The 11,946-nt window shown below is 64.5% G+C and carries 12 protein-coding genes; all 12 read left to right on the top strand.

Going from position 1 to position 11,946, the window contains the following annotated elements:
- Window positions 1–51: 51 nt before the first annotated feature.
- The 12 genes from dapF (at window position 52) to rsmH (ending at window position 11,944) form a co-directional block, all read left to right on the top strand.
- Entirely contained in the window at window positions 52–927 is an 876-nt protein-coding gene (gene dapF / locus AC1DSF_RS21350; protein WP_478183396.1) for a diaminopimelate epimerase, read from the top strand.
- A complete protein-coding gene (locus AC1DSF_RS21345) occupies window positions 924–1,613 on the top strand; it encodes a DUF484 family protein (protein WP_478125977.1) in 690 nt (229 codons plus the stop codon). The genes dapF and AC1DSF_RS21345 overlap by 4 nt, the downstream gene beginning before the upstream one ends.
- Window positions 1,610–2,227: a YdcF family protein gene (locus tag AC1DSF_RS21340; protein WP_478145421.1), complete on the top strand. Its 618-nt coding sequence runs from the start codon at window positions 1,610–1,612 to the stop codon at window positions 2,225–2,227. The genes AC1DSF_RS21345 and AC1DSF_RS21340 overlap by 4 nt, the downstream gene beginning before the upstream one ends.
- Complete coding sequence (locus AC1DSF_RS21335; protein WP_478183395.1) at window positions 2,202–3,260, top strand: tyrosine recombinase XerC; 1,059 nt, start codon at window positions 2,202–2,204, stop codon at window positions 3,258–3,260. Before AC1DSF_RS21340 ends, AC1DSF_RS21335 begins: the two co-directional genes overlap by 26 nt.
- Complete coding sequence (locus AC1DSF_RS21330) at window positions 3,257–4,459, top strand: class I SAM-dependent rRNA methyltransferase (RefSeq protein WP_478183394.1); 1,203 nt, start codon at window positions 3,257–3,259, stop codon at window positions 4,457–4,459. The genes AC1DSF_RS21335 and AC1DSF_RS21330 overlap by 4 nt, the downstream gene beginning before the upstream one ends.
- A gap of 87 nt (window positions 4,460–4,546) precedes the next feature.
- Window positions 4,547–5,599 (top strand): CobW family GTP-binding protein, encoded by a 1,053-nt coding sequence (locus AC1DSF_RS21325; protein WP_478183393.1) that lies wholly within the window; start codon window positions 4,547–4,549, stop codon window positions 5,597–5,599.
- A gap of 261 nt (window positions 5,600–5,860) precedes the next feature.
- Window positions 5,861–6,778, top strand: coding sequence for an RNA polymerase-binding protein DksA (gene dksA, locus AC1DSF_RS21320; protein WP_478125982.1), 918 nt, complete (start codon window positions 5,861–5,863; stop codon window positions 6,776–6,778).
- A 33-nt stretch (window positions 6,779–6,811) separates the two neighbouring features.
- Window positions 6,812–8,365: an STAS domain-containing protein gene (locus tag AC1DSF_RS21315; RefSeq protein ID WP_478125983.1), complete on the top strand. Its 1,554-nt coding sequence runs from the start codon at window positions 6,812–6,814 to the stop codon at window positions 8,363–8,365.
- A 59-nt stretch (window positions 8,366–8,424) separates the two neighbouring features.
- Window positions 8,425–8,970, top strand: coding sequence for an ATP-dependent protease subunit HslV (hslV, locus tag AC1DSF_RS21310; RefSeq protein WP_478125984.1), 546 nt, complete (start codon window positions 8,425–8,427; stop codon window positions 8,968–8,970).
- A 23-nt stretch (window positions 8,971–8,993) separates the two neighbouring features.
- On the top strand, window positions 8,994–10,319 hold the full coding sequence (gene hslU, locus AC1DSF_RS21305; protein ID WP_478125985.1) for an ATP-dependent protease ATPase subunit HslU: 1,326 nt from the start codon (window positions 8,994–8,996) through the stop codon (window positions 10,317–10,319).
- A 261-nt stretch (window positions 10,320–10,580) separates the two neighbouring features.
- Window positions 10,581–11,009: a division/cell wall cluster transcriptional repressor MraZ gene (gene mraZ, locus AC1DSF_RS21300; RefSeq protein ID WP_478126314.1), complete on the top strand. Its 429-nt coding sequence runs from the start codon at window positions 10,581–10,583 to the stop codon at window positions 11,007–11,009.
- Window positions 11,010–11,017: 8 nt separating this feature from the next.
- The gene (gene rsmH / locus AC1DSF_RS21295) at window positions 11,018–11,944 is read left to right on the top strand and encodes a 16S rRNA (cytosine(1402)-N(4))-methyltransferase RsmH (protein WP_478125986.1); all 927 of its coding nucleotides are present in this window, start codon (window positions 11,018–11,020) and stop codon (window positions 11,942–11,944) included.
- The last annotated feature ends 2 nt before the right edge of the window (window positions 11,945–11,946 follow it).

The following is an 11,946-nucleotide window of genomic DNA, read 5'->3' as shown; positions in this document are numbered from 1 at the left end:
CCATTCAGCGGGATGCAAGAGCATCCGACGCGAGCAGCAGATAATCCCCCGATGCGAATTCGCTTCACCAAGATGCAAGGAGCCGGCAACGACTTCGTCGTGCTGGACGAAACCCGCAATCCGCTCGGCCTCAGGTCAGCGCAATACCGCTTCCTGGCCGATCGCCACTTCGGCGTCGGCGCCGACCAGATCCTTTCGGTGCGCCCGTCGCCGGGCGAAGGCATCGACTTCCAGTACGTGATCCACAACGCCGACGGCGGCGAAGTCGAACAGTGCGGCAACGGCGCGCGCTGCTTCATGCGCTTCGTACGCGAGCATGGCCTGACACCCAAGGACACCGTGCGCGTGCAGACGCTTTCGGGCGTGATCGAGCCGCGGATGGGCGCCGATGGCCGCGTCACGGTCGACATGGGCGCGCCCATCTTCGAACCCGCGCTTGTGCCTTTCGACACTGCAGGGCTCGATCCGGTGCACGAGGGCGGCTGGCAGAAATGGCATCTGGCGCTCGGCACGCATGCCGGAAGCGCCATCGTGTCGGTGGCAGTGCTGTCAATGGGCAACCCGCATGCCGTGCAGATCGTCGACGACGCCGACACGGCGCCTGTGCAAACTCAAGGGCCATTGATCGAACACCATCCGCGGTTTCCGCAGCGCGTCAACGCCGGTTTCATGCAGGTGGTCGATCGCTCGCGCGTGCGCCTGCGGGTCTATGAGCGCGGCGCCGGCGAAACCCTTGCTTGCGGCACCGGCGCGTGTGCCGCAGTGGTCGCAGGCATCCGGCTCGGCCTGCTCGATGCCCGTGTCGACGTCGAAACCCATGGTGGCCTGCTCACCATCCAATGGGCCGGCGACGGTGCTCCGGTGCTGATGACAGGTCCGGCAGTCACGGTGTTCGAAGGCGAGATCGAGGTGCCGGACCAGCCATGAATCATTTCAACCAAACCCCCATGAATCCGATCACCGAAGACGACATCGCCAACTACCTGGCCAACACGCCGGACTTCTTCGAACGCCATGCGCAGCTGTTGAGCCAGGTCCAGCTCACGAGCCCGCACGGCAACCGCGCGGTGAGCCTGCAGGAGCGTCAAGCCGAGATGCTGCGCGAGAAGATCAAGGCGCTGGAGCACCGGGTCATGGACATGGTGCGGCATGGCACCGAGAACATGGTGACGGCCGACCGTCTCCAGCGATGGACCCGCGGGCTGCTGACCCTGCGCGACCCGCGCCATCTGCCCACGCAGATCGCCTCACAGCTGGAGACGCTTTTCCTGGTGCCCCAGACCGCCATCAAGATCTGGGATTGCGACAGCGCCTACCTGAACGAGCCCTACGCGCAGTGGGTGAGTGACGACGTGAAGGCACTCGCGACTTCGCTGACGGCACCTTATTGCGGCCTGAATTCCGGCTTCGAGGTGTCCGGCTGGCTCGCCGAGCCGCATGCGGCCGTGTCGATCGCCCTGATTCCGTTGCGCCCGGAACCCGAGGCGCCGGCTTTCGGCTTGCTGCTGCTCGCGTCGCCTGACGCGCAGCGCTACAACCCCGACATGGGCACCGACTTCCTGGATCGCATCGCCGAGCTCGCCTCGGCCGCGCTGTCGCGGCTGCGGCCTTGAACCGCGCGCTCCGGCGCGGTTTGTGGGGCGCGCTGCTGATCCTGCTGGTCGGCTATTTCGCGATCGCTTTCATCGTGTGGCGGCACGCCCGCTGGGTGCTGGACCATCCGCCTCAACGCGCCGCCGATGCGGCCCTGATCCTGGGCAATCGCGCCTACCGCGACGGAAAGCCCAATCCGTGCCTGACCGGCCGCGTCGATGCCGGCATCGCCCTCGCCAATGCGGGTCAAGCGCAGCGGCTGCTGCTGAGCGGCGGCGTGGACTGGGAAGACGGCCGCGTCGAGGCTGAGGTCATGGAACGGCACGCGCGGGCCGCCGGCTACGGCGGGCCCTTGCTGCTGGAGTCGGTCTCGTCGTCGACGAGGGAGAACCTTTCGATGTCGCGCAGCGTGCTGCAGACAGCCGGCGTAAAGAGCGTGATCATCGTGACCGAGCCCTACCATTTGTGGCGCGCGGAACGGCTCGCCCGGGCCAGCGGCTTCGACCGGGCCTTCGAGGTCCAGTACGCTGCGGCGTCGACTTCCTGCTGGCAGCGCTGGGGCATGGTCTTCAAGGGTGCTTTGCGCGAGCCCCTGGCCATCGTGAACAATGCGGCCCGTGGATACCTCTTCTGAAGCCGCGCCGCGCATGGACTTGATCGAGAGATATCTCGAGCACGTGCGCGTCGAGCGTCGCCTGGCGCCGCGCACGGTCGAGCTCTATGCCATTCACCTCAAGACGCTGGCCGAGAAGGCGCAGGCAGCGGGGCTGGCGCTCGACAAGGTCCAGACGGCGCACGTTCGTCGCTGGACAGCCCAATTGCATGGCGCCGGTCGCGAGTCGCGGGGGATCGCGCTGGTGCTTTCGTGCTGGCGAAGCTTCTACCGCTGGCTGGGCAACGAGCGGCTGGTGGGTTCGAACCCCGTGCAGGACGTTCACGCGCCCAAGTCCGACCGGCCACTGCCGAAGGCGCTTGCCGTGGACGACGCGGTCCGATTGGCGGACCTCCACGATGCGGACGCCGACCCGTGGTCCGAGGCGCGCGACAGTGCGATCGTCGAACTGCTCTATGGATGCGGTCTGCGCGTCAGCGAGTTGACGGGGCTGGACGTGCGAGCGAGCGGCAAGGCGCGGGGCTGGATCGACCTCGACGCCGCGGAAGCCAATGTGCTGGGCAAAGGCAGCAAGCGAAGACTGGTGCCGGTGGGCAGCAAGGCAATCGAAGCCTTGCAGGCTTGGCTGGCGGTGCGAGAGGATTGCCCCGCGCTCGAATCGGCGCGGCTGCGCGAGCCTGCGAGTGCGGCGGCGCTTTTCATTGGCCGCAACGGCCTGCGCTTCTCCAACCATTCGGTATGGAAGCAATTGCGGCGGCGCAGCCTCAAGGCCGGCTTGGCGACGCCGGTGCATCCGCACATGCTGCGGCACTCGTTCGCAAGTCATGTGCTGCAATCGAGCAGCGATTTGCGCGCCGTACAGGAACTGCTGGGGCACGCCAACATCTCCACGACCCAGGTTTACACGCGGCTGGATTTCCAGCATCTGGCGAAGACCTACGATGCGGCGCATCCCCGGGCTCAGGCGCGCGAGGAACCCGCTCGTCAGAACAGCGTGAACAGCCAGAACAAACAAAACAAGCAGAACAATCAGAACAAGGGCAGGAAAGCATGAAGAACCTCCGTCTCAGGCCCGGCAAGGAGCGCTCGCTGTTGCGGCGACATCCTTGGGTGTTCGAATCAGCGATCGCCAAGGGCGGCGGCGATGCGGGTGAAACGGTGCGCATCGAATCTGACGAAGGCAATTTCCTTGCATGGGCCGCTTTCAGCCCCCATTCCAAGATCCGCGCGCGTGCATGGAGCTTCGATGAAAAGCAGCGCATCGATGCAGGGTTCTTTTCCGGGCGCGTAGAGGGCGCAGTCGCGGCACGCGGATTGTTCGACATCCAGAGCGACGGCGTACGCTTGATCCACGGGGAGGCCGACGGCCTGCCGGGCCTCATCGTCGACCGGTATGGCGACACATTGGTCGCGCAATTCCTGTCGGCCGGCGTCGAGCGCTGGAAGGCCGTGCTGGCGGATGCGCTGCTCGCAGCGACCGGGCTTCAGAAGCTCTATGAGCGCTCCGACGCCAGCGGCCGCGAGCGCGAGGGATTGCAGCCCGTCACAGGCTGGCTGCGAGGGACGGGCGCAACCGAGCTCACGATCCGCGAGCACGATTGGCAACTCGGGCTCGACGTCGCGACTGGCCACAAGACCGGCTTCTACCTGGACCAGCGCGACAGCCGCAAGCGATTTGCCGAACTGGCCGCGCAACGCCGTTTTCGGCGGGTGCTCAACTGCTTTTGCTACACCGGTGGTTTCACCGTCGCGGCGCTTTCGGGCCTGAAGGCGGCCGGCGCCATAGAGGGTGCCGAACTCACGTCCATCGATTCGTCGATGCCCGCGCTGGAGCGCGCACGGGCGCATCTGGCGATGAACGGCTTCAGCGATGTGCAGGCGCAGTTCCTCGATGCCGACGTCAATGCTTCATTGCGCCGCTTCGTCGAAGAGGGACGAAGCTTCGACGCGATCGTGCTCGATCCGCCTAAATTCGCGCCCACGGTTGCGCATGCCGAGCGTGCCGCACGCGCCTACAAAGACCTCAACCGCCAGGCGTTCAAGCTGCTCGCGCCGGGTGGGCACCTTCTGACCTTTTCGTGCTCGGGCGGCATCGGCGCAGACCTGTTCCACAAGATCGTGGCCTCCGCGGGTATCGACGCCCGTGTGGACGGCTACATCACCGAGCGCCTCGGCGCCGCCCCCGACCACCCGATGACGATCGAGTTCCCGGAAGGGGAGTACTTGAAGGGGCTGGTGGTGGTGCGCAAATAGCGGTTGACCCTGGCAGCGCATGGCCGGCTGGCCGTGGCTAAACTTTCTGTCCCCGATCTCTCTCGATCCTGATCCCCGGAGCATTCAATGGCCCTCATTCCCGCCACCATCCTCACTGGCTTCCTCGGCGCCGGCAAGACCACGTTGCTCAAGCGCATCCTGAGCGAATCCCACGGCCAGAAGATCGCCGTCATCGAGAACGAATTCGGTGAAGAGAACATCGACAACGACATCCTGGTGACCGAATCGAAGGAGCAGATCGTGCAGATGAGCAACGGTTGTATCTGTTGCACCATCCGTGAAGACCTGCGCGAGGCCTTGCAACTGCTGGCGGCCAAGAAGCGCAAGGGTCTGCTGGATTTCGATCGCGTGGTGATCGAGACGACCGGCCTCGCCGACCCCGGTCCGGTGGCGCAGACCTTCTTCATGGATGACGAAATCGCCGAAAGCTACCTGCTCGACTCGATCCTGACGCTGGTCGATGCCAAGCATGCCCCTCAGCAGCTCAACGACCGGCAGGAAGCTCGCCGCCAGGTGGGGTTTGCCGACCAGATCTTCATCAGCAAGAGCGACCTCGTCGCCGCCGAAGAGACCGAGGCGCTGATCCATCGGCTCAAGCACATGAACCCACGCGCACCGCAGCAGAAGGTGCACTTCGGTGAAGTGCCCCTGAAAGACGTGTTCGACCTGCGAGGCTTCAACCTCAATGCCAAGCTGGACATCGACCCGGACTTCCTGAAGGAGGAAGACGAGCACGGTCACGACCACGATCACGCGCACGGCGAGCATTGCGACCATCCATCGCACGAACACGAAGGCCACGGGCATCACCACCACCACGACGACGACGTGAAGAGCTTCGTCTATCGCGCCGATCGCGCCTTCGATCCGGCTCGCCTCGAAGATTTTCTCGGGGCGATCGTCAACATCTACGGCCCCCGCATGCTCCGCTACAAGGGCGTTCTGCATATGCGGGGCACCGAGCGCAAGGTGATCTTCCAGGGCGTACATCAACTGATGGGCAGCGACCTCGGGCCGGCCTGGGGCCCCGACGAAAAGCGCAACAGCCGCATGGTGTTCATCGGCATCGACCTGCCTCGCGAGATCCTGGAGCAGGGCCTCGATCAGTGCCTGGTCTGAGGCCTGCGCCGGGCCGCCGGTGATTCCGGCGGACGATTACGCCGCCCGCTTCGACTTCTCTATACAATCGCGCGCCTGTTCCGGGGTGACCCTGTCCTTTTTTTAGAGGCGGTGTGTGACTTCCGGTATAGGACTGCACGCGTTTTCGGGCCGTTTTCAGGGGTATAACCCCTGGGTTCGCGAACGGCGAGCGCCCGTGGTTTCCACGGGGGAGACACCACTGAGAATGTGCGTTCGAGTTCGTCGAAGGAGCCAGTCACTGTGAAGCAACCTGTCGCCAAAGCCAAGCCAGCGTCGAAGCCGGCCGTCAAGAAGACGGAGGTTGCCCAGCAGGCTGTGCCCGCCGCGAAGAAGGTTTCCGCCGAAAAGCCCCCCCAGTCCGCAGCGCAGTCCAAGGTCCCCGCCACGAGCAAGACCAAGGTCGTGAGCGCGGGCGTCTCGTCATCCAAACCGGCCGGCCCTCACACCGCGCCACCTGCACCACCGACTCCCATGAAAAAAACGGCTGCCGCCTCCGATTCTTCTTCCGCCACGGTGACCTCTCCGGCAACCGCCACGACTGCCCCGACCCCTACGCCCGCACCCGCGCGCGGCGGACGCGTCTCGCGGCTGTCACAGCTGACCGTGCCTTCCATGCCCCAGACGGTGGCCTCCACCGCGGCGAAATCGAGCTTCGTGCAGATTTCGTCCAACCCGCTGGTGCCGCCGCCGCCCGTCGCGATCAAGAAAGATCCCAAGCTCGCCAACAACTGGAAGTCCAAGTCGGCCGAAGAGTTGACCGATGCCGAAGTCATCGCGATGCCGGATTCCGAATACATGAACGAAAAGCAGATGGCGTTCTTTCGCCTGAAGCTGCAGGAACTCAAGCGCGGCATCCTTGAAAACGCCGGCGAGACGACCGAGCACCTGCGTGAGGACACCGTGGTCGTGCCCGATCCGGCCGATCGGGCCACCATCGAGGAAGAGCACGCGCTCGAACTGCGCACCCGCGACCGAGAACGCAAGCTTCTCAAGAAGATCGAGCAGTCGATCCAGCGCATCGATGCCGGTGACTACGGCTACTGCGACGAAACCGGCGAACCCATCGGTGTGGGCCGCCTGCTGGCCCGCCCGACGGCCACGCTGTCGCTAGAGGCCCAGCAGCGCCGCGAACTCAAGCAGAAAATGTTCGGCGACTGATCGCCGCGGCAGGCGAAGGAGAAAACGAAGCGCATGGCCAAGGAAGAAACCGGTCGCCTGCTGTCCAAGGTTGCGAAGTTCGTGCGCAATCCGCTCAAGGATTGGTCCGAACTCGACGCCGACGACTCCTCCACGCTCGAAAACGGCTACAGCCGTGAAATGCTCAAGGAGATGATCGAGCGGCGGCAGCGCAACGACTTCGTGCGCCGCCGTGAATTCGACATGCTCCGCAAGCTCCGGCAGCGCGAAGCGGCCGGCGGAGGCGATGCCGCCGGTACGGCGTCCTCCTTCAACGTCAGCAGCACCTCGGGCAAGTCCGACGGCAGGGCACTCACGCTCAAGAAGATCGACGAGATCGAAGAGCAGATGTCCCAGCAGTGGTGGAAGGCCCGCGGCGGGCAAGGCGAGGCAAAGGCCGACGGTGCTCCCAGCGGCGGGGCGCCCATGGCTGAGCAGCATGCGCGTGCCTACGCCGACACCGTGCCCGGCGTGCCGCAGCGCGGGGTTCCCGGACAGGCCGTCCCGGCTCCGGCTCAGGCTCAAGACGGCTGCATCGAGGAAGCTTCGATCCGCTTCGCCCATGGGGACGATGCCGGAGCCGAGGCGATCCTGCTGCAGGCGCTGGCTCCGGACAGTCCGAGCGCCGATCAGGACGATGTCTGGCGGACGCTGCTTGACTTCTATCGAGCCACCGGCGATGCCGAGAAGTATGTGGTCACCAGCACCCGTTATGCCCAGCGCATGAAGCGCTCGGCGCCCGAGTGGATGTCGTTTCGGGCATTGGCAAGCACGGCTCGCGCGGCGACCGCTTCGCAGGCCAGGCCCGTCGTCGCTGGCGGCGGCACCGCCGACTGGTCGAGCCCCGCGCGCCTTTCGCGCGAAGGCCTGATCGAGCTCACGCGCGCACTGGCGGCCGCCGGTCCTTTCTGGAAGCTCGACTGGAGCGCGCTGGGCGCCATCGAGGCCGAGGCCGCAGGCCCGCTGCGCGCCTTGTTCAATCATTGGGCAGATTCGGCCGTCCAGCTGCGGTTTTCCGGCGCCGATCAGTTGCTTTTGGTGCTTGCCGAAGCGACACCGGCCAACGACCGAGGCATCGATGCCATCTGGTGGCAGTTGCACATGGCGGCGCTTCGGGTGATGCATCGGGCCGACGAGTTCGAGCTGCTTGCGCTCAATTACTGCATCACCTATGAGGTGTCACCGCCGCCCTGGGAAGATCCCAAGGGCGACTATGCGGCGCTCGACACCCCCAAGATTTCCAAGCCATCCCTGAGCATCACGTCGGGCGAGGCCCACCGTTCTGGGGAGCCGCCCGCCAGCGGGGCGCTGGCGGGCGATCTCGTCGGTGAATCGCTCTCGACCCTGCAGCGGCTTGATGACGAGCTGGGCGACGCGGCGGCGCCGAGCATTTCGTGTGCGGCTCTCGTCCGGGTCGACTTCACAGCGGCTGGTTCGCTGCTGAACTGGGTGACCGGCCGCCACGCGCGCGGCCAGAACGTCCAGTTCACGCAAGCCCACCGCCTCGTTGCATGTTTCTTCGGCGTCGTCGGCATCACCGACCATGCGAGCGTCAAGACGAGGGATTGACCCCTGGCGACGGTAGGCTGCCCTCGGAAGTGGGCAGGCCTCGGGCGGGATAATGCCCCATGGAACAATTTCACGGAACCACCATCATCAGCGTGCGTCGCAAGGGCGCCGGTGGCGACCAGGTTGCCATCGGCGGCGACGGTCAAGTCACGTTGGGCAACATCGTCATCAAGGGCAGCGCACGCAAGGTGCGACGGCTCTATCACGGCAAGGTGCTTGCCGGCTTTGCCGGAGCCACGGCTGACGCCTTCACCCTGTTCGAGCGCTTCGAGGCCAAGCTCGAAAAGCACCAGGGGCACCTGGCGCGCGCGGCCATCGAACTCACCAAGGACTGGCGCACCGATCGCGTGCTGCGCCGGCTCGAAGCCATGCTGGCCGTGGCCGACGCGACGACTTCGCTGATCATCACCGGCAACGGCGACGTGCTGGAGCCCGAGAACGGCATCATCGCGATCGGCTCCGGCGGCGCCTATGCGCAAGCTGCCGCCAAGGCGCTGGTCGATCACACGGACCTGCCCGCCGACCAGATCGTCAAGAAGGCGCTGGAGATCGCAGGCGAACTCTGCATCTATACGAACATGCACCACACGGTAGAGACCCTGTGAAAGCCTGACTGAGAAACGCTCCCATGCCAATGACCCCCCAGGAAATCGTTTCCGAACTCGACAACCACATCGTCGGCCAGCCCGACGCCAAACGCGCCGTGGCGATTGCACTGCGCAATCGCTGGCGTCGGCAGCAGGTCGAGGAAAAGCTGCGCGCCGAGATTACGCCCAAGAACATCCTCATGATCGGCCCGACGGGCGTCGGCAAGACCGAGATTGCGCGCCGCCTGGCGCGGCTGGCCGACGCGCCCTTCATCAAAGTCGAGGCGACCAAGTTCACCGAGGTAGGCTACGTCGGCAAGGACGTGGACTCCATCATTCGCGACCTCGCCGAAATGGCGGTCAAGCAGACCCGAGAAGCCGAAAGCGGCAAGGTCCGCATGCGCGCCGAGGATGCTGCAGAGGATCGAATCCTGGACGTACTGCTGCCCCCGGCCCGCCTCCCTGACGGCGGCGGCGCTTCCGACGCCGGCAGCACGACCCGGCAGGCTTTTCGAAAGAAGCTTCGCCAAAACGAACTCGATGACAAGGAGATCGAGATCGACCTTGCCGAAACCCGCACGCCGCTCGAGATCATGGGGCCTGCCGGCATGGAGGAAATGACCGAGCAGTTGCGCGGCATGTTCGGCCAACTCGGCCAAGTCAAGCGCAAGACGCGCAAACTGAAAATCGCGGAAGCCATGCGCCTGCTGATCGACGAAGAGGCAGCCAAGCTGGTCAACGAAGACGAAATCCGCAGCCAGGCCATTCAGAACGCCGAGCAGAACGGCATCGTCTTCATCGATGAAATCGACAAAGTGGCCACCCGCAACGAGACGCAGGGCACCGACGTTTCCCGGCAAGGCGTGCAGCGCGACCTGCTACCGCTCGTCGAAGGTACGGCGGTGAGCACCAAGTACGGTGTGGTGCGCACCGATCACATCCTCTTCATCGCCAGCGGTGCTTTCCACCTGAGCAAGCCCAGCGACCTGATTCCCGAACTGCAGGGGCGGTTTCCGATTCGCGTCGAGCTGCAGTCGCTGTCGGTGTCCGACTTCGAAAGCATCCTGACGCAGACACGCGCATCGCTGGTCAAGCAATACCAGGCGCTGCTCGCCACCGAAGGCGTGACGCTCGAATTTGCGCCCGACGGCATCACCCGGCTCGCCAGCATCGCCTTCGACGTCAACGAACGCACCGAGAACATCGGCGCGCGCCGGTTGTCGACTGTGATGGAGCGCTTGCTCGACGAGGTCAGCTTCGATGCGGCCAAGCTCGGCGGCCGGGCCGTGCACATCGATGCGGCCTACGTGGATGCGCGTCTTTCGGCACTTAGTCACGACGAAGACCTTTCGCGTTTCATCCTCTGATTGGCACCTGCGCGGATACACGCTTCACGCAACACATTCATTGCGCGAGCTAAGTGCTTCACTTACAACGAAATTCGCGGTTTTGCCGGTTGCAAAAACACCGCTAAGTTGTTGATTCCATTACAAAAAATACAGACGACCGTGGGTTGCGAGGTAGGCGTTTCCTGCTACAGTGCAAAAAAGTGCAGTTAAGTGGGAAAAAGTGTCGGGGAATGCCGCGTTCAGGTACGCGGCGGCCTCCGCAACCGGGGTTTCGTGGTCGTGTTTCAAGGCGCTTCATCGCTCAGTCTGGATGCCAAGGGGCGGCTCTCCGTGCCGACCCGGCATCGTGACGTCCTGAGCGCGACGGCAGACGGCCAACTCACGATCACCAAGCACCCTCACGGCTGCCTGATGGTGTTCCCGCGCCCCGAATGGGAGAAGTTCCGCGATCGCATCGCGGCCCTCCCGATGTCGGCGCAGTGGTGGAAGCGCGTCTTCCTTGGGAACGCCATGGACGTCGAGATGGATGGCACCGGCCGTGTGCTCGTGTCGCCCGAACTGCGCGCCGCGGCGGGCATCTCCCGCGATGCCCTGTTGCTCGGCATGGGCAATCATTTCGAACTCTGGGACAAGGCCACCTACGACGCCAAGGAAGCTGAAGCGACCCAGGGCCAGATGCCCGATGTGTTCCAGGACTTCTCGTTCTGAGGCCCCAAGTGGAACAGCCATGGACCCATACGACCGTCTTGTTGAAAGAGGCGGTGGAAGCCCTCTTTCCCGAAGGATCGGACAGCACCGGCACGTATGTCGACGCAACCTTCGGGCGAGGCGGCCACAGCCGGGAAATCCTGGCAAGGCTGGCGCCGGCGGGCCACCTCATCGCGTTCGACAAGGACGCGGAAGCGGTGGCCGAAGCAGCGCGCATCGAGGATGCGCGTTTTTCCATCCGCCACCAGGGATTCAAGGACCTTGGAGAGCTGCCGCCTGCGAGCGTGTCAGGCCTGCTGATGGACCTCGGTGTCAGCTCTCCCCAGATCGACAACCCCGCGCGGGGTTTTTCTTTTCGTTTCGACGGCCCTCTGGACATGCGCATGGACACCACGCGCGGCGAGAGTGTGGCCGAGTGGCTGGCAACGGCCGAACCACAGCAGATTGCGGAGGTGATTCGTGACTATGGCGAAGAACGGTTTGCTGTTCAGATTGCAAAGGCGATTGTTGCTCGCCGACAAGAACGGGGCCCAGTTTCAACCACCGCCGAGTTGGCCCAGCTCGTGGCTGGCGCGGTCAAAACCCGCGAGCCGGGCCAGAACCCTGCAACGCGCACATTTCAGGCTCTTCGGATTTTCATCAATGCCGAGCTTGAAGAGTTGCAACAGGCGCTAGAAGCGAGTCTCGTCGTGCTGCAACCCCAGGGCCGGCTCGCGGTGATCAGTTTCCATTCGCTGGAAGATCGCATCGTGAAGCAGTTCATCGCGAAGCATTCACGCGAGGTCTACGACCGTCGCGCGCCCTTCGCCGTGCCCAAGGCAATGAAACTGCGCTCTGTTGGCCGGGTCAAGCCGTCCCAGGCCGAGGTCGATGGCAATCCGCGCTCGCGCAGCGCGATCCTGCGCATCGCCGAGCGCACTTCGGACGAGGGCTGAGC

The sequence above is a fragment of the Variovorax sp. 01N429 genome, from assembly GCF_056399425.1.
This window is presented reverse-complemented; position numbering and strand designations above follow the sequence as displayed.